General features: G+C 62.8%; 16 protein-coding genes. 14 read left to right on the top strand and 2 right to left on the bottom strand.

Annotated features, from left to right (window positions below):
• The first annotated feature begins 106 nt into the window (after positions 1 to 106).
• Together JMJ95_RS01715 and JMJ95_RS01710 are read left to right on the top strand one after the other, a co-directional pair.
• On the top strand, positions 107 to 952 hold the full coding sequence (locus JMJ95_RS01715) for an IclR family transcriptional regulator (protein WP_290681729.1): 846 nt from the start codon (positions 107 to 109) through the stop codon (positions 950 to 952).
• 2 nt (positions 953 to 954) lie between these two features.
• A complete protein-coding gene (locus JMJ95_RS01710; protein WP_290681726.1) occupies positions 955 to 1,899 on the top strand; it encodes a hypothetical protein in 945 nt (314 codons plus the stop codon).
• A gap of 32 nt (positions 1,900 to 1,931) precedes the next feature.
• Here JMJ95_RS01710 and JMJ95_RS01705 read toward each other — a convergent pair whose 3' ends face one another.
• Positions 1,932 to 2,231 (bottom strand): hypothetical protein, encoded by a 300-nt coding sequence (locus JMJ95_RS01705; RefSeq protein WP_290681723.1) that lies wholly within the window; start codon positions 2,229 to 2,231, stop codon positions 1,932 to 1,934.
• Positions 2,232 to 2,247: 16 nt separating this feature from the next.
• Here JMJ95_RS01705 and JMJ95_RS01700 point away from each other — a divergent pair, with 16 nt between their 5' ends.
• The 7 genes from JMJ95_RS01700 to JMJ95_RS01670 all read left to right on the top strand — a co-directional run bounded on the left by JMJ95_RS01700 (position 2,248) and on the right by JMJ95_RS01670 (position 9,883).
• Positions 2,248 to 2,685, top strand: a complete 438-nt coding sequence (locus JMJ95_RS01700) for a hypothetical protein (RefSeq protein ID WP_290681720.1) — start codon at positions 2,248 to 2,250, stop codon at positions 2,683 to 2,685.
• 175 nt (positions 2,686 to 2,860) lie between these two features.
• On the top strand, positions 2,861 to 3,943 hold the full coding sequence (locus tag JMJ95_RS01695) for a hypothetical protein (protein ID WP_290681718.1): 1,083 nt from the start codon (positions 2,861 to 2,863) through the stop codon (positions 3,941 to 3,943).
• Positions 3,940 to 5,940 carry an Hsp70 family protein gene (locus tag JMJ95_RS01690; protein WP_290681715.1) on the top strand — a complete coding sequence of 667 codons (2,001 nt, stop codon included), beginning with the start codon at positions 3,940 to 3,942 and terminating at the stop codon, positions 5,938 to 5,940. The genes JMJ95_RS01695 and JMJ95_RS01690 overlap by 4 nt, the downstream gene beginning before the upstream one ends.
• Before the next feature lie 24 nt (positions 5,941 to 5,964).
• Positions 5,965 to 6,570, top strand: coding sequence for a LysE family transporter (locus JMJ95_RS01685; protein ID WP_290681712.1), 606 nt, complete (start codon positions 5,965 to 5,967; stop codon positions 6,568 to 6,570).
• Positions 6,571 to 6,943: 373 nt separating this feature from the next.
• Positions 6,944 to 8,062, top strand: coding sequence for an iron ABC transporter substrate-binding protein (locus JMJ95_RS01680; protein WP_290681709.1), 1,119 nt, complete (start codon positions 6,944 to 6,946; stop codon positions 8,060 to 8,062).
• 4 nt (positions 8,063 to 8,066) lie between these two features.
• Positions 8,067 to 9,134: an iron ABC transporter permease gene (locus tag JMJ95_RS01675; protein WP_290681706.1), complete on the top strand. Its 1,068-nt coding sequence runs from the start codon at positions 8,067 to 8,069 to the stop codon at positions 9,132 to 9,134.
• Positions 9,131 to 9,883: an ABC transporter ATP-binding protein gene (locus JMJ95_RS01670; protein WP_290681703.1), complete on the top strand. Its 753-nt coding sequence runs from the start codon at positions 9,131 to 9,133 to the stop codon at positions 9,881 to 9,883. The genes JMJ95_RS01675 and JMJ95_RS01670 overlap by 4 nt, the downstream gene beginning before the upstream one ends.
• Before the next feature lie 7 nt (positions 9,884 to 9,890).
• Here the strand turns inward: JMJ95_RS01670 and JMJ95_RS01665 are convergent, their stop codons facing one another.
• Positions 9,891 to 10,256, bottom strand: coding sequence for a cyclophilin-like fold protein (locus JMJ95_RS01665; RefSeq protein WP_290681700.1), 366 nt, complete (start codon positions 10,254 to 10,256; stop codon positions 9,891 to 9,893).
• A gap of 124 nt (positions 10,257 to 10,380) precedes the next feature.
• Between JMJ95_RS01665 and JMJ95_RS01660 the strand changes: the two genes are divergently transcribed.
• The 5 genes from JMJ95_RS01660 (at position 10,381) to mdoH (ending at position 18,097) form a co-directional block, all read left to right on the top strand.
• The gene (locus JMJ95_RS01660; protein ID WP_290681697.1) at positions 10,381 to 11,118 is read left to right on the top strand and encodes an HAD family phosphatase; all 738 of its coding nucleotides are present in this window, start codon (positions 10,381 to 10,383) and stop codon (positions 11,116 to 11,118) included.
• Positions 11,119 to 11,291: 173 nt separating this feature from the next.
• The gene (locus tag JMJ95_RS01655; RefSeq protein ID WP_290681694.1) at positions 11,292 to 13,784 is read left to right on the top strand and encodes an EAL domain-containing protein; all 2,493 of its coding nucleotides are present in this window, start codon (positions 11,292 to 11,294) and stop codon (positions 13,782 to 13,784) included.
• Between the two features lie 105 nt (positions 13,785 to 13,889).
• On the top strand, positions 13,890 to 15,560 hold the full coding sequence (locus JMJ95_RS01650; protein ID WP_290681691.1) for a glucan biosynthesis protein: 1,671 nt from the start codon (positions 13,890 to 13,892) through the stop codon (positions 15,558 to 15,560).
• Positions 15,544 to 15,936: a hypothetical protein gene (locus JMJ95_RS01645; RefSeq protein ID WP_290681688.1), complete on the top strand. Its 393-nt coding sequence runs from the start codon at positions 15,544 to 15,546 to the stop codon at positions 15,934 to 15,936. The genes JMJ95_RS01650 and JMJ95_RS01645 overlap by 17 nt, the downstream gene beginning before the upstream one ends.
• Positions 15,929 to 18,097 carry a glucans biosynthesis glucosyltransferase MdoH gene (gene mdoH, locus JMJ95_RS01640; protein WP_290681685.1) on the top strand — a complete coding sequence of 723 codons (2,169 nt, stop codon included), beginning with the start codon at positions 15,929 to 15,931 and terminating at the stop codon, positions 18,095 to 18,097. Before JMJ95_RS01645 ends, mdoH begins: the two co-directional genes overlap by 8 nt.
• The last annotated feature ends 54 nt before the right edge of the window (positions 18,098 to 18,151 follow it).

The following is an 18,151-nucleotide window of genomic DNA, read 5'->3' as shown; positions in this document are numbered from 1 at the left end:
TTTCGCGGGGCTTCATGAGTCCGGCCCTGGGGGCGGCGATCGCGCCGCCGGCCGTCTCTTTTCTTCCGTATGGCCGGACGGGGAAGAAATTGGGAGGGTCTCCATCGTGAGAAGGAAAGAAAATCCGCGGCAGTTGCTCCAGTCCGTCATCAGGGCGTTCCGGATTGCCGAGATGCTGGCCGAAGAGGGAGAACTCGGAGTCACCGAGATCGACGGCCGCCTCGGCATCGACAAGAGCACAGCCTATCGGATTCTCGCGACCCTGCGGGAAATGGGCTATGTGCGGCAGAACCCCCTGAACAGCAAGTACTCGAATACGCCGAAGTTCTCCCTTCTCGGGGGAGCCGCTCCGGATATGCAGCAGATCAGGGAGCGGGCCCGGCCGGCGCTGCGCTCCCTGTCCGAAAAGGTGGGCGAAGCCGTGAATCTCGGCTGTCTTGACGGGACCGACATCGTGTATCTGGAAAGGATCCAGTGCGACGAGACGATCCAGGTGAATCTTCCGGTGGGCCGGAGGATGCCCGCCTACTGTTCGGCCCTCGGGAAGGCGATCCTTGCCTTTCTGCCGGCGGAAACCGTGAAAAAGCTCTTCTCCGGCACGTCCTTCGTGCCGTACACGGAGCGGACGGTGAAATCGCTGAATATGCTGATGGAGGAACTCGAAACGATCCGGACGGACCGCTTTGCCCGGGACATGGAGGAATCCCACCCGGGACTTTCCTGTCTTGCGGCCCCGGTCTTCCATGCCTCGGGGAAGGTCACCGCGGGCATCAGCGTTTCCTTTCCATCCTTCCGGCATCCCGACATGGAGAAAGCCGAAAGTACCATCGTCCCCCTCCTTCTGGACGCAGCGGAAAGCATCAGCGGGGAACTGGGATACAGCGGACGGAACCGGGAACACGACCATCCGGGCGGACAACCGGTCCCGGAGAGAAAACGACAGGAGGAATGAACATGGCAGTAACGATGGATGCGGTATCAAAAATGATGGAACAGGCGGGAATTCCCGGACGGGATCTCTACGACCGTCCCGCGAGCGGAAAGAGCTTCCCGGACGGATGCCACTACCGCATCGAAATGTCGGGCGTGGAGGGGCCGAAGGTCCTCGAGGCCCTGATCCGGGAGCGGAGAAAGCGGAACGTGCCCATTCACCGGCTGGTCTCTTTCTGCCAGGGAGGCACCCTCTACGACGACGCCGAACTGAAGGACTTCGCCCAGATGGCCGCCGAGGAAAAGATGGAAGTCATCGCCATCCCCGGGCCGAGGAACGCGTGGGACATCGGGCGGCAGTTCGTCACTCCGGACGGCCAGCGCTGCGGGGGACTGAACCATCGCGGATCGGACGAAATCCGCAAGGTGATCGCCGATATGCTGAGGATGTACGAAATAGGTTTCCGGGGTTTCATGCTCGTCGACCGAGGCGTTCTGGCCCTCGTGGGCAAAATGCAGGAGCAGGGGAACTTCCCGAAGGATATCGTGATCAAGCTCTCCGTCTGGGCCGGAGTTTCCTCCCCCGCCGGGGCTCTTCTGGCCCAGCAGCTCGGCGCAAGTTCCTTCAACCCCGTGGCGGACCTCACCCTGCCCCAGATGGTCGCCATCCGGTCCGTGACCGACATTCCCATCGACTTCTACATCTGGACCTTCGACACCTACGGCGGATCGAACCGCATGTACGACGCCCCGGAGGTCGCGAAGGTCTACGCACCCTGCTACTTCAAGTTCGAGCCGGCGCCGACCGCGGGCTACTACAACCCCTTCAACTCCGACGAGGAGCACATGCGCCTCATGGAGAAAAAGGTCAAGTGGGCTGAATGGGCAATCGGGCACGTCACCCTCAACGAGCCGGGGGTGCGGGTTTCGCCCCAGGGAGCACCGGACCTGCACGTTCCGAAGATCTGACGGACAGATATCCTGCCCGGAAAAGCGGTCCCTCAAAAGGGTCCGCTTTTGCTTTTCTCCGCCTCCCGTGGTCCCGTGGGGACCCGGCAGTCCGGCATCGAGAGAGACAGGCGCTCCCGTCGTAGGTTTAGCCCAGCCTCCGAGCGGTATCGGAACGAGGACATGCCGTCCTCGTGGAAGTGCTCCTCTTCCGCAGAGAGAACGACCGCAACGGAGGCTCCGGAAAACAGCCTCGGCTTCCCCTTCTCCACAAAGCCCACCACACCATCGAGAAAGTCCGCGAACCTCTGGGCGGCCTCATCCACAACATGCTCCCGGGCCGGTAGCTCCATTTTCCCCGGATTCATCGTGGCGACCAATCACTTCGTCGCAAACCACAGCTATGATGCCAACAACGAGAGAACTGATTTCCCAATGACATTCTTCGGCGATGAAGACTATGCTCCTCTGAGCGCAACCCGTTATCACACCGCATTCTGGCAGGCAAAGATGAACTTCGGAAAACTCGATGCCGACAAGATCAGGAAGATATGGACATCCCACTCCTACATCACCAAGAAGGGCGAGCTGGTGGAAAAGATTACCAATGGGAAAGAGTGGCTTCCTGCCCATCTTGCAAGCCGCACTATCTGCAGCCATGACGGAGGGTATCCGGAGACATATATCGGTTCGACCACGGACACCAAGATTGCGACCGTGGACTTCAACCAGGTACGGTACTCCGTAGGAAGGCCCTGCGAATACGAGGGCATGGCCAGGACCTTCGACCTGCACCCGAAATATTAATCACAATACCCCACACGTACCGCCAAAGAAGCGGAACTCCTTTCCGGAATTCCGCTTCTTCTTTGCGCCGGCCCATGGAATGAACCTTCCGCTTTTTTCGCGAAATACCCCTTGCCCTTCCGCCCCGGGAAGGATACGCTAGTGCCCATCCATAAAGAATAAAGGAGGTGATCCCGTGAAACCGGGACCATTGACCCTTGATCAGTTTTTAAAGACAACGGAACCTTTTCGGAAAAAGGCGGCGGAGGAAGGCAGGGACGCCTTCCTGGCCCTCCTTCCCGAAGAGGGGATTCCCGGAACCGGGGCCTTCCGCACGGCCTGCGGCCGCGCGGAAGGCCGGGCGCTGGAGGTTGTCTCGCCCGGGTTCGCCCGGGCCCTCGGTCTGGAGGACGAAGGAAAGGGCGCTCTCTTCGCCCTGAGGCTGCAGGAACACCTTCCACCCTTCCCGGCGTCCGCCCCCACGGTGGACCGGAGCGCTCCTCCCCTCCGGACGGGGCTGGCGGCGGGGGCGGGGGCCCTGATCGGCATGGGGTTTTTCTCTCCCCTCACGGCCTTCTTTTTCGGCTCCCGGGAGGCGGGATTCCTTCTCGGCGCGCCTCTTGGAGCCTTCGGCCTCTCCCTTGCCGCCCTCCGCCTTCCCGAAAACCGGAAGCTGCTCGGGGCACTGGCTGGGCTTCTCGGCCTGGCCACACTTCGGGAGGCTCTCGCCTTCCTCGGATCCGGATCCCTTCTCTCCCGGGGCTGGAATCTCCTCCGGACAAACCGTGGCTCCCTTTCCCGCCTTGTGCTTTTTCCCGCCCTCCTGGCCCTGCTGCTCCTGCTCGGCCGAAGAACGGAACGGCTGGACCGCACGGCATGGGCTGAAAGGATCGAAGAAGACCTCTCTGCCTGGCTCGAAGCGGCCGCCCGGGTTGCCTTCCTGGTCGGCCGGGCGGAAACAGGCGCGGAACCAGGTGCCGAAACACCCCTCGCCGACAGGGAAATGCCGGCCCTCGCGGCGAAAATTCTCGCCCTGGAGGGGGCTTCCCGGGACGACCTGGCTGCCGGAATGGACGAACTCGCTGGTGACGTCCGCAACCTCGGATTCGGCAGCGCCGGAGAAGCTGGGGAATTCGGGTGGAATCCCGAGGCGGCGGAGAGGTTCGAGGTCTTCGGGTATGTCGAACCGGGCGACCGGGTGAGGGTGGAGCGCCCTCCCCTCCTGAGGGACGGCAGGGTTCTCCGCCGGGGTCTGGTGCGGAAGGTGCGCAATCCATGAGCGGCCGTTCCGTGCTTGCCGCCGACTTCGGCACTACGAAAACCTACTTCTCCAAGTGCCCCGGCGACGACCCCTCACCGGTGAGCATCGATTTCGGCGACGGAAGGGACGGTATACCCTCCGCCATCCTCTACCGGGAGGGAAAGGACCCCCTTGTGGGCCAGACGGCCCTGGACGCCTACGGCGAGGCCTCCCCGGAAGAGCGGCGGACCCTTCGCCTGCGAACCAACTTCAAGGCCGACCTGGCCCGCTCGGAAGCGGCAAGAACCGCGGCATCCGATTTCCTTGCCGCCGTGCTCGCCGGTGCGAGGAAACAGCATCTCGACCTGGAGCCGGACCGCAGGCAGGTTCTTTTCGGCGTTCCCAGCGAGGCCGACGAGGCCTTCCGGGCCGCCCTCCGGGAAACAGCCCGGCAGGGGGGCTTCGGCCTTCCGGATCTCGTGGACGAGCCGAAGGGGGCCCTGCTCTACCACCTCAGACAGGGGGACATTTCCGCCGAACAGGCCCTGGAGGGCGTCCTTGTGGCGGACTTCGGAGGGGGCACCTGCGACTTCGCCTTCCTGGAAGGGGGGAAACCCGTCCACTCCTGGGGAGACATGAACCTGGGGGGACGGCTTTTCGATGACCTGTTCTACCAGTGGCTTCTCGACCGGAATCCCGGCCTGGAAGAAAAATTGGAGGAACAGGGATCCGCCTACTTCGTCCAGTCCCACCTCTGCCGGGAGGCGAAGGAGTTTTTCTCCCGGTCCATGGCCCGGGACAGGGACGAGACCGTATCGAAAATCCTTCCTGGCTACGGAGGGATACGGAACATGACGTGGGCGGAATTCCAGCGCCGGGGGTCCGTCTACTCCCCCTCGGCCTTTCTCCGGCGAACGGCTCAGGCGGAAGGGGTCCCGGGGCTGACGCCGGAAGGAACCGATCTTTTCCTCATGTTCAGGGAGTGTCTGCTCTCGGGACTGAACGAGAGAGGCATAGAGCCCCTGAGGATTTCCCTGGTCATTCTCGCCGGAGGAAGCAGCCTCTGGCCCTTCGTCCCCGACATCCTCAGGGAGGAACTCCGCTTTCCCCTCTCCGACCGGCAGACTTCGGAGCGGAGGATCCTTCTCCGGAGCGAACGGCCCTACGCGGTCATCTCCATGGGGCTGGCCCTTCTCCCGGCCCTGACGGCGAAGTTCGCCTCCGTCAGGGAGGCGCTCGCCTCCGAGCTTCCCGGCTTCCTGGAGAACGAGATTGGGCCCGTTCTCGTCCGCAGGTGTACCGCCGTTAAGGAACGCATTCTCGCCGAGACGGGGAACGAATTCTTCCGGAAGAAGCTGCGCCCCCTCCTCGAGGAGTTCAGGAGCACCGGGGGGTCCCTCGCATCCCTCCGCAGGCGGCTCGACGAACGGCTCGCCGCGGAGGCCCCCCTGATTCGGGAAAGCCTGGAGAAAAATTTGCCCGGGGTGCTTCCGGGCCTGGCGGAGGAAACCCGGGAGCTCACCGCCCGGTGGTTCGCCCGCCACGGCGTCACCCCTCCTCCGGGAAGAGCTTCCCTAAGTGCAGACAGCGGCCGGAAGGAAGATTCCATCTCCATTGAGATTTCGGGAATGGACGGCGTGGTGAACGTCCTCGCCGGGGTTCTCGGAAGCCTGGTCACCGCCGGGACAGCCCTGCTCTGCGGGGGGGCCGGTACGGCCCTCGTGGCAGCCGGACCCCTGGGGCTGGCAGTAGGCGGCGCTGCCGGGCTTGCCCTGTCGGTACTCATGGTGCGCTGGGGACGGGACAGGGTCAGGAAAATGGCGGAAGAGATTCCCCTCCCTCCGGCGGCAGCGGTTTTTCTCATGACGGAAGCGGGAATGGAGGAAGCGGAGAGGAATCTCGAGGAAGCCATGGCTGCCTGGCTCGATTCCAGGCTTGCCGCGACCAGAAACGAGCTTGAAGACCATGTCCGCGCCCTGGTGGCGGACGAACTGAAATCCCTGACGGAGATCGGGGGGCTGCGGCCTGCCCCCTGACCCGCCCCCCGAGGAGGAACCACCATGGAATGGACCGCCTTTCTCACCTATGTTCTCATCGCGTCCCACACCCCGGGGCCGAACATCATCTTCGCCATGAACACCGCCAGGATCCACGGCTTCGCCGGAGCCCTGCCCCTGGTGTCCGGCATGATCTCCGGGCTCGTGATCATCATGACGGGCTGCGCGGCCTTCAACCTGCTGCTCGTCCGGCTTCTGCCGGCAGTCCTCCCCTGGTTCAGGGCGGCTGGGGCGGTCTACATTCTCCGGCTCGCATGGAAGATCGCCTTCCCGAAATCCCGGGGAGGAGAAGAAGAGACCGTACCCTCGGCTCCGGGCTTCCGGCAGGGTTTCGTCCTCCAGTTCCTCAACCCGAAGGTGATCCTCTTCGGCCTGACGGCCCTCTCCGCCTTCGTCATTCCCTGGACGTCCTCGAAAGCCTGGCTCTTCGGGACCGGTCTCTTCCTCGCCCTGGCCTGCTCCAGCGGGGTCATCCTCTGGACCGCCCTCGGGGCGGCCCAGAAGCGGGTCATGTCCAGGCAGGGAAGGGCGGTCGACCTCGTCATGGGCGGCCTGCTCGCCTGGTGCGCCTTCTCCGTCTCCGGCCTCGGGAATGTCCTCTTCGGATAACGCGTTTTGGTGAGCGGCGCCTCCACCGAGCTTCATCATGAGCGACATTCCGCGCACGTTCTTCTTTGCCTTCATCGGAGCACCTCTTCCATAAATACAGAATTTTTCTTATTCCAGAAAAGAGTATTCCAGGGATAGCCCCTACCTTTCGAAATGTACTCTTTCACGATAAAAACAAAACGCTTCTTATGACAAAAGAAATTTGAATACCGATCAGGGGTTTTCGTTTCCCTTACGGCCTTTTTGCTCCGCCGGCGAACCTTTCCGGAGTTGTTCCGTTTGGGGATCCCGGAGGAACGCAATGGCACAAATACTCCTATTCGTGCTACTATATGGGCCGTCCAGGTTCATCTTCCGTAAAGGAGTGGGTTTCATGCAGCGGTTCCGCGCGTGCTTCCTGTACGTCTTCGTTTTTCTTTCCATCGCCTTCCCGGCCCAGGCCGGGAAGATCACCGTGACCGACAGCCTGGGGCGGGACGTCGCCGTGCCGGTGTCACCGGAGCGGATTATCGGCTCGGGTTCCGGGGCGCTCCGTCTGATCGTTTATCTCCAGGCCCAGGACAGGGTGGTCGCCGCAGACTCGGCGGAAGGGCGGGGGGGCGGCCTCGCCGTCCCGGCGTCGGTCCGGCCCTATTCTCTCGCCAACCCCCGCTTCCAGGATCTGCCCATATTCGGCGAGTTCCGGGGGATGGACAACCCCGAGCTGATCGCCGGACTCTCTCCCCTGCCCCAGGTGATCTTCAAGGTCTCCCCCCTCTCGGGCCCCCATCCGGACCAGCTCACCGCCAAGACTGGAATCCCCGCGGTAGGCCTGGAGTACGGCAACCTCACCGACAAAAAGGGCGACTTCTACGCCACCCTGCGCCTGATGGGGAAAATTCTCGGCACGGAGGAACGGGCGGAGGAGGTTATCGCCTTCTTCGAGGGACATCTGGCCGAACTCGCGGCCCGCACGGCGAACATCCCCGAAGAGAGGCGGCCTTCCTGCTACATCGGCGGCGTGTCCTCAAGGGGAGCCCACGGCTTCACCTCAACGGAGCCGGGATATCCCCCGTTCCTGTATACGGGGGCGAACAACGTGGCGGCGGCGCCGGGAGAAAAGACCTCAGCCGTCGTCCAGGTATCAAAGGAAAAGCTCCTCGAATGGGATCCGGACATACTCTTCGTGGACCTGAGCACCGCAGCGGCGGGGGAGCAGGCCAACTCCCTTCATCAGCTCCGGCACGACCCGGTCTTCTCCGCCCTGACCGCCGTGCGGGAGGGGCGGATATGGGGCGTGCTGCCCTACAACTCCTACACCATCAACTACGGGTCGGTGCTCGCCAACGGCTATTTCGTCGGCAAGGTCCTCTACCCCGAACGGTTCGAAGACGTGGACCCGGCGGCGAAGGCGGACGAGATCTTCACATTCCTGGTGGGAAAACCGGTCTTTTCGGTCATGAACGAGGGATTTTCGGGGCGGGCTTTCTCGAAGATCCTCCTTGAGGAGTAGCGCAGTGCATCTGGAAGGACATCATCTCTCCCCGAACTACGAACGGCACGTGGGACGCAAGAAACTCTTTCTTTTCGGGCTGGCGGCTGCCTGCCTGCTGACGGGAATTTTCTCCGTCTCCCGGGGGGCCGTCTCTATCCCGATCGCCGACGTGGTAAGCACTCTTCTCGGAGGCGGGGAGGGGAAGTGGCGCATCATCGTGCTGAACATACGCCTTCCCCAGACCCTTGCGGCCCTCCTTGCCGGCGGAGGGCTCTCCCTGGCGGGGACGGTGATGCAGTCGGCGCTCCGGAACCCCCTCGGTTCCCCCTTCACCCTCGGCCTGTCCAACGCCGCAGCCTTCGGCGCCGCCTTCTCCATCATCGTGCTGGGAACGGGCAGCATGCAGAGCAGCGCCGTGAACGCAGTCACCATCGTCAACCCGTGGCTGACCACCGGTGCGGCCTTCCTCGCGTCCCTCCTCTGCATGGGGGTGGTGCTCGTCATCTCCTCGGTCACCAGGGGCATGCCGGACGTGATGATCCTCGCCGGGGTAGCCCTCAGCTCCCTTTTTACTGCAGGGACCATGTTCCTGCAGTACTTCGCCGACGACAGCCAGATCGCCGCCACGGTCTTCTGGACCTTCGGGGACGTCTCCCGGGCCTCCTGGCGGGACATACCCCTCATGGGAGGGCTGCTGGCTGCCGCCTTTGTCCTGTTCTTCCTCCGCCGGTTCGACCTCAACGCCATCGACTGCGGCGACGAGACGGCCCTTTCGCTGGGGGTCTCCGCATCCCGGATCCGCATGGAGGCCATGGTGGTCACGTCCCTGCTGTCGGCGGTGATGGTGGCCCTCCTCGGCGTGATCGGCTTCGTGGGGCTGGTCTGTCCTCACATGCTCCGGCGCTTTCTCGGTTCTGACCACCGTTTTCTCATCCCCGGATCGGTGCTGATGGGAGGTCTGCTTCTGCTGGCGGCCGACACGGTCGCCCGGCTCGTTTTCGCGCCCCGGACCCTCCCTGTGTCGGTTTTTACGGCCTTTCTCGGGGCGCCGGTCTTCCTCGCCCTCATCGCCCGGAGGCGGCGGACATGATCCTCTCGGTGAACGGAATTTCCTTCGCCTACAGGGGTGTACCGGTGCTCGAGGACGTGACCTTCACCCTGGCGGAAGGAGAGATGGCGGCCCTTCTCGGCCCCAACGGCACGGGGAAGACGACCCTGCTGCGGACCATAGGCGGCATCCTCCGCCCGGCGGGGGGCACGGTGCTCATGGAGTCCAGAAACGCCGCGGCATGCCTTCCCCGGGAACGGGCAAAGTTCTTCGGCTACGTTCCCCAGCGGGGAGAACCGGTCAGGCTCACCGTCTTCGACGCCGTGCTGCTCGGCCGCCGGCCCCACCTGGGGTGGTCCGTGGAGCGGCAGGACATGGAAAAGGTGGAATCCGCCCTCGAAAGCCTCTCCCTTGAGCGGTTCGCCCTGCGTTACATCGACGAACTGAGCGGAGGGGAGTTCCAGAAGGTGCTCCTTGCCCGGGCCCTGGTGCAGGAACCCCGGGTGCTGCTCCTCGACGAACCCACCAGCAGCCTCGACCTGAAAAACCAGCTCGACATGCTGGCCACCCTCAGGAAGGTGGTCAAGGGACACGGCGTGGCTGCTCTGCTGAGCCTCCACGACCTGAACACCGCCTTCCGGTACGCCGACCGGCTGCTCTTCCTGAAGGACGGATGCATCCGGGGGGTGTTCCTTCCGTCGGAGGTCCCGGGGGAGATCATCGCCGATGTCTACGGCGTGCCCGTGGACATCGTCCGCCACAAAGGCGTTTCCCTGGTGGTGCCGTCGTGAAGGGGGGTCAGGGCAGGATCCGGACTTTTTTCAGCGACCTGCCGCAGTCCCGCAGTACCGTTGCGTCGCCGGCGATTCTTCCCAGAAGGACGCCGGGGGAGGCCATCCGGGGCTCGGTTCCCTCACTTGCCGGCGTGGGGCCGAAAAAGATGCACAGGGCGTTGCCCGCCGGCCAGAGAGCCACGTCGCCGATTTCGAAGACATCTCCGAGCTTGTCGGCGCCGGAGTCCACCTTTTCTTTCAGCGTGCCGTAGAATTCATCGCCCCAGCGGGACATGGAAATCTCCTGGGGCAGTGTTTTCTCAAGGTTTCGCGCGGCGTCACCGCCGCAGAGCTCCACTTGGAAGGTGTGCTTTCCCGTCTCAATGATCATGATATTTCAAGCCTCCTTTGATTTTCTCCGCCCTCATTCTATACCATGGCCGGATGCTGTATGCAGAAGAGGGATCCATGGTACAATTTGGGAAAACGGAACCGAAGGGAAAGTGGGAATAACCATGATGGAATCTCCTCTGGCTTTTCTCGCCGGAGAGAAAGGAACCTCCTCCGGCCCCGTCAGGCGAACTCTGGAGCTCGCTCTTTTCGACCTGGACGGAACCCTCATCGACAGCGAAGACAACCACTACGAAAGCGACAGGATCCTCCTCTCCCGGCGGGGCATTTCCTTCTCCAGGGAAGACAAGGCCGCTTACGTGGGGAAGGACATCCACGAGATGGTCCGGCGCATCAGGGCAAACTACGGCCTGGAGGACGACGTGCAGGCCCTGGTGGACGAGAAGAACGCTCTGTACCGGAAGATCGCTCTCTCGTCAAGCCGACTCTACCCGCCCATGAAACCCCTTCTCGAGGGGCTTGCCGGAAGAGGGCTTCCCATGGCGGTGGCCACGGGATCCAACAGCGCCATCGCCTCGGAAATCCTGGAGGTTCTGGGCGTCCGCTCCTTTTTCACCCACATCGTCTCTTCCTCGGAAGTCCGGCGGGGAAAACCCGCTCCGGACATTTTCCTCGAGGCTGCCCGAAGAATGAACACAAAACCGGAATCGGTCATCGTCTTCGAGGACACGAAATACGGCGTGGAGGCGGCCCTGAACGCCGGAATGACCTGCGTCGCCCTGCCCGCCCCAGGCGAGAGGACCGACGACCCTCTCTTCCGGAGAGCTTCCTACCTCGTTCCGGGAGGCCCTGACGCCCTGGTCACGGACGACTTTTTCCGGTGGCTCGACCCCCTTCTCTAACCGCCCGCTCTCCCCGGGAAACCTGCGGGGAGTTTTTTTCTCCCTTCCGGGGTCCGAGGACCCAGAATTATTGAGGACAAGAGCTTCTGCCTGGGGCATTTTTTTCCTGATATAATACAGGAATGGCTCGGAAAACGGTTTCCGGCCTCTTATACCGGAAGGAGAGCCTCCCCATGGCGGAAAGACCCCAGGCTCCGGCCTACAACATGGAAAAGGTCGTTCAGCTCGCCGGAGATCGGGTGTTTCTCCGAACCTTCCTCCAGACCATGGCTCCTGTTTCCTTCCTGCTGGTTATTCTTTTCGCCGTGATTTTCGGCGTTCTGCTTCCCCTCCTTGAAGAAAGCCACATGGCGGAAAAAAGGGACCTCTGCAGAAATCTGATCCTGGTGCAGCTCCATTACCTCGAAGCCCTGCACAGGGAGGAACTCGCAGGGAAGATCCCTCCGGGGGAGGCCAAGGCCCGGGCTCTCACCCGCATCCGCTCCCTCCGCTTCGGAGAAATGGAAAAGGACTACTTCTGGATCCTCGGGCCCGAAAGAACCCTCCTCATGCACCCCTACCGGCCCGATCTCGAGGGCGCGAACCCGGACACCACCGCCGGGCCGGACGGCGTTCTCCTCCGCAGGCTCTTCGACAGGATCGAAACCGCCGTCTCCTCCCCCGAACGGAGGGGAATAGTGGACTACCAGTGGCAATTCAAGGACGATCTGAACACCCTGACCCCGAAAACATCCTGCGTGGCCCTTTTCGAGCCGTGGAACTGGATCGTGGGGACGGGAGTCTACATCGACGATGCGAAAAAGAGCATGGCCGCATGGAAAATGCGCTTCGTGGCCGCGGGACTTCTTTCCATCGCTGCGGCGGGGGCGGTCTCTCTCTTCCTGAGCCTCAGGGCGGTCCTTCTCGGAAGAAAGGCAGCCCATGCCGCGCTCCTGGACCGGAGCCTGAAGGAAAAAACCCTGGAGCTTGCCCGGTCCGAGAACCAGCTCGCCCTCATTACCCAAATCTACCGGAACGCAGCCGAGGGGATCATGATCACCGACACCGAGGGGCGCATTCTCGAAGTCAACCGGGCCTTCACCGCCATCACAGGGTACGGTCCGGAAGAGATCATAGGCAAAACGCCGGACATGCTGAAGTCGGACAAGCACGGCCCCGATTTTTACCGGAAAATGTGGGACGCCCTCAGGAAAGACGGCCAGTGGTCGGGCGAGATATGGGACCGCCGGAAGAACGGCGAAGCCTTTCCCTCCCGGCTGAACATCTTCGCCTACGCCGGCGGCGAAGGGAAAGTAAGCCGCTACATCGGCGTCTACCAGGACCTGACCGAACTCCACCAAAGCCGGCACCTGCTGCTGCACGAGGTGAACCACGACGGGCTGACGGGCCTGCCCAACCGCTTCCTCTTCCATGACAGGCTCTCCCTCGCCTTCTCCAGGGCCAGGGAAAAACAACAGATCCTTTCGGTGATCATGATCGGCCTGGACCGGTTCGGGTCTGTAAACAAGACCCTGGGCTACCCCGTGGGAGACGGGCTGCTCCAGGAGGTGGGCAAAAGGCTCGCCGGGGCGGCCGCCGAACCGGGAGCCGTGGCCCGATTCGGCGGGGACGAATTCGTCGTTCTGCTCACCGGGGGAGACTCCTACTCTTCCTCTCTCCGGACGGTGGAGCGAATGTTCGCGATCCTCAGAAACCCCTTCTCCGTGGGGGGCCATTCCTACAGGATCACCGCCAGCGCCGGAGTCACCTTTTATCCCCGGGACGGGGAAACCCCCGAGGAACTCCTCCAGAACGCCTCCCTCTCCATGGAGCGGGCCAAGCGGGAAGGGGGGAACACCTGGAGGCTTTTCACCGAGGACCTCGACAGGAAAATCCAGCGCAGGATGCGCCTGGAGTCCGACCTCCGGCGGGGTTTCGACGCCGGGGAGTTCCACCTTTTCTACCAGCCCAAGATCAGCCTGGGAGAACGGAAAACCGTGGGGTTGGAGGCCCTGCTCCGCTGGACTTCGGCAGACGGGACCATGATCCCCCCCGACATCTTCATCCCCCTGGCGGAGGAAATCGGCGAAATCCGGGCCCTCGGCGCTTTTGCCCTCGAACAGGTCTGCCTCCGGTGGGTGGAGTGGGCCGCCCGGAAAATGGAAATCCCCGTGGCGGTGAACATCTCGGCGAAGCAGATCTCCTCGGAATCGTTCGTGACGGGTGTCCTGGAAATCGTGGAGCGGACGGGCATGAACCCCTACTTCCTCCAGCTCGAGATCACCGAGTCCGCCTTCATGGAGAACCCGGACCACGCCCGGGAAGTTATGGCGAAACTGGGAGAGAAGGGCATCCGCTTCTCCCTGGACGACTTCGGCACCGGGTTTTCCTCCCTTTCACAACTCCGCATGCTGCCCATATCGGAACTCAAGATCGACCGGTCCTTCATGCTGGACATGGAAAACGAAAAAACCCGGGGTGTGGTCTCCACAATGATCCACCTCGCGGCAAACCTGCGGATGGAGGTGACCTTCGAGGGGGTCGAGACCATGGAGCAGCTCAAAAAGCTGAGAAGACTCATTCCTGAGGGGATGGCGGCCTCCATCCAGGGCTACATCTTCTCCCGTCCCCTGCCGCCGGAGCGGATCCCCCAGTTCGTCGTCTCGGAACTTCCGGATGTTTTCTGAAAACAGGGAAATTTCCCTCCCTCATTGCGCTCCGGCAAAAAAGGCTTATCATGATGTATGTTATTTCACAACCGGTCCGGAAAATCCGGCCAAGGAGGGTCCTTCGTGTTCCCCTGCATTCGGCGCCATCGCTCATACCGTCAGATAGCCGTCGCCGCGTTCCTCGCGGCGGCGTTTTGCTTGCTTCCCGCGTCCCCCGGGGCATCGGAGACGCCCCCGGGGGACGCCGTTCAGTCCGGCCCTGCGGCAGTCCTCCACTTCTCCTTCGACGATGTAAAGCAAAAGGCCGAAGAACTGGCATCCCGGCCCTTCGAGAACCCGGAGGGGCAGGTTCCCGATTTTCTGCTGAACATCAGCTACGACCAGTGGCGGAAAATCCGCTTCCGTCCCTCCGAATCCCTGTGGAGGGCGGAAGGCCTGCCTTTCGAGGTGCAGTTCTTCCACCCCGGGCTTTTCTACAACAGGTTGGTCACGATCAACATCATTGAAAACGGACGGTCGGAGAAGCTCCCCTTCTCCTCTTCGGCCTTCGACTACGGCGACAACGAATTCGCTTCGAAAGTGGCATCAACGCCCCTCGACTTCGCCGGTTTCCGGATTCACTGCAACCTCAATTCCGGGAATTACAAGGACGAGGCGGTGGTCTTCCTGGGGGCCAGCTACTTCCGTGCCGTGGCCCGGGACGTGCAGTACGGTCTTTCCGCCCGGGGGCTCGCCGTCGACACGGCCCTCCAGTCGGGGGAGGAGTTCCCCTACTTCCGCGAGTTCTGGATCGAGAAGCCCGCCCCGGAGAGCACCCTCATCAGGATCTACGCACTCCTGGACAGTCCCGGCCTCACCGGCGCCTACGCCTTCACCGTCATTCCAGGGAAGGAGACCGTCATGGACGCCGAGAGCACCCTTTTTCTGCGGAAGGACCTGCAGAAGCTCGGCATCGCCCCCCTGACGAGTATGTTCCTTTACGGGGAGACGGAAAACGGCCGGCAGGGGGATTATCGCCCCGAAGTCCACGATTCCGACGGTCTCCTGATGCACACCGAGTCCGGCGAGTGGATCTGGCGTCCCCTGGCAAACCCCTCCCGCCTTGCCGTTATCCTCTACCCCCAGGTCAATCCTGCCGGCTTCGGCCTGATGCAGCGCGACGGGACCTTCGACCACTACCAGGACCTGGAGGCACGATACGAGAAGCGCCCCTCCCTCTGGATCGAACCCCGGGGTTCATGGGGACCGGGAAGGGTGGAGCTGGTGGAAATTCCCTCGGAACTGGAGATTCACGACAACATGGTGGCGTACTGGGTTCCCGATAAAATTGAAGAGACGGGCGCAGACGGTCTGCCGATAAATGACGTGCGGAAATACCCCGGCGAGATGTCCTTCGCGTACCGGATGCGATGGATGCACCCCTCGGAAACCGTCCACCCCCTCGGCAGGGCCGCGGCGAGCAGAATGGCCGCCGGGAACCAGGAAGGGACGGTGCGCTTCGTCCTGGACTTCGAGGGCGGGCAGCTGGCCGACCTTCCCGGGGACTCGGGACTGACGAGCGTGGTCACCGTGGGTGAAGGGGGCCGTCTTCTCGAGAAGCAGTTGCTGAAAAACGAGGTCACCGGGGGATGGCGCCTCGTCCTGCACATTGCCGTCGACCCGAAGGGCAAACTCAAGACCATTTTCCCGACCCAGGCGGCAAGGCCCTACATCCGGATCACCGCCCTTCTCAAAAAGGGAGAGAACCTCCCCGATCCCCTTACGGAGACGTGGACCTATGACCTCCATCCCTGAGACCGGAATGAATAGGCCCGCCGGATCCCACGACGAGTGGCGCTACTCCAGGGACCGGGTTCTCCTCTACGTCCGTGCCCTTGACCTGCCTCCCTTTCGAGGGCTCGACCTGGCCGTGGAGAGCCTCAAGGCAACCGGCCCCGCGTCCACCTCGGAGGCCGTGAAAAAACTCCGGGAACTCCTGGCGGAAAACGGCCTCGACAGGGGAATCCTCGACGAGGAAGGGAAGCACATCTCCTCGATGCCTTCCCTGAACAGGGGAGTCATGGTGGCGGAGCCCCTCGACCGGGTTCCATGGAAATCAGCCCTTGGCCGCTTCCTCCGCCGGTGGAGGCGGAATCTTTTCGGCCCCTGGGAGACAAACGGCCATGCATGACACCGGGATGCCCAACCCTTCGTGGAACCGCGCCGCCAGTTGGCGGCGCATTCTGCTCATCGTCCTGGTCATCCTTCCCACGATCGCAGCCGCCCGCACCATGGCCGCGCTGCTGCCCTTCCGGGGCGGCACGGCCATGGAGTTCCTCCTCGTGGCGGTGTTCGCCGTCCTTTTCGCCTGGATTTCCGTGGGATTCTGGACGGCCTCCATGGGCTTCTTTCTCCTCCTGGGGAAAAACAACCGTTTCTCCGTTTCCCGGGCCTGCGAGCATATGGACTGGTCCATCGCCGACAGAACAGCTCGGACCGCCGTCCTCATACCGATCTACAACGAGGATGTAAAACGTGTGATGGCGGGGCTCCGCACCGTGTTCACCTCCCTGGGGAAAACCGGCTCCTCAGACCTGTTCGACGTCTTTCTGCTGAGCGACACCACCGACCCGGACATCTGGGTTGAGGAGGAAGAAGCCTGGCGGCGATTCTGCCGGGAGGAGAACGCCTCAGGGCGGGTTTTCTACCGGAGGCGTTCCAGCAACTCACGGCGAAAGAGCGGCAACGTGGCCGACTTCTGTCGCCGGTGGGGGAAAAACTACCGCTACATGATCGTCTTCGACGCCGACAGCATCATGGCCGGCACAACTCTGGTCCGCATGGTGCAGTGCATGGAGGCCCGGCCGGACATCGGCATCCTCCAGACGCCTCCCGCCGGAGTGAACCGGGAGACCCTCATCGCCAGGGCCCAGCAGTTCGCAAACCATGTCTACGGCCCGATGTTCGCCGCAGGCCTCCATTTCTGGCAGCTCGGAGACGCCCAGTACTGGGGACACAACGCCATCATCAGGACGGAACCCTTCATGAAGTACTGCCAGGTACCCCGCCTTCCGGGAAAAGGCCCCCTGGCGGGGGACATCCTCAGCCATGACTTCGTGGAGGCCGCCCTCATGCGGCGGGCGGGCTACGGCGTCTGGCTGGCCTACGACCTCGGGGGAAGCTGGGAGGAAACCCCGCCCACCCTGCTGGACGAACTGAAGCGCGACCGGCGCTGGTGCCAGGGGAACCTCCAGCACATGCGCCTTCTCTTCACCAGGGGGTTCTTTCCCACCCACAGGGCCCTGTTTCTTAACGGCATTCTCTCCTACGGGTCCGCCCTCCTGTGGCTTGCCTTCCTGCTGCTGAGCTCCGCCCAGGCCGTTGCTGAAGTTTTCTTCGAGCCGGTGTACTTTCCCGGGACGAAGACCCTCTTCCCCCAGTGGCCCGTGTGGCACCCCCACTGGGCGCTCACCCTACTCGGCTCCACGGCGGTGCTCCTCTTCCTCCCCAAGCTCTTCAGCATGGTCCTCATCCTCCTGAGGGACCCATCGGCACGGGCTTTCGGCGGCAGGACAAACCTTGTTTCGGGCATCCTGCTCGAGGTGGGGCTTTCCACCCTTCTCGCCCCGGTGCGGATGATCTTCCACAGTCTCTTCGTCACCGCCACACTGCTAGGAAAAAGCGTGGGGTGGGGCAGCCAGTCCCGGGACGACCGGGGAACATCCTGGAGCGAGGCACTTTCCGCCCACTGGTGGGGAACCCTCTTCGGCGCTGCCTGGGGCGGCCTGGTCTACCTGGCCAACCCGTCCTTCTTCCCGTGGATTTCCCCCATCGTCGTCTCTCTGGTTCTCTCGGCGCCCCTCTCGGTCTTCACGAGCCGTGCGTCCCTGGGGAGGGCTTTCCGGAACTCCGGCCTGCTCCTGATCCCGGAGGAAGTGGAACTCCCCGCCGAACTCGCCGACCTCGAGGAAAACCTCCGGCGTCCCGAACCCTATACGCCCTTCCCCTTCTCCCGGAAACAGGGATTTCTCCGTGCGGTGGTGGACCCTCTTGTCCACGCCCTCCACACATCTCTCCTGCTGCGCTACAAAAAGAAAGCCCCCGCCCGGGAGAACGCCATGGAAGGGCTGGTGGAAAAAGCCATCGCGAAAGGCCCGGGCAGTCTCACCCAACGGGAGAAGATAGAGCTTCTGAAGGACCCCCGCCGCCTGGCGGAACTCCACCGCCGGGTATGGGAACTGGAAGACCGGGACGCGGCCGCCCTCTGGGGACTGGTCGTGCTCCCGCCGGCCGGGGATAGGAATTCCCCCTTCCTTGCAGGACGGAAGGAATGCCCGTATGATGTCTCATAGGCTTCATAAACACAAGACCGAACCGCCAGGAGGTTTTCCCGGTGTATCCAGAGA

The sequence above is a fragment of the Aminivibrio sp. genome (assembly GCF_016756745.1).
Taxonomy (GTDB): Bacteria; Synergistota; Synergistia; order Synergistales; family Aminobacteriaceae; genus Aminivibrio.
This window is presented reverse-complemented; position numbering and strand designations above follow the sequence as displayed.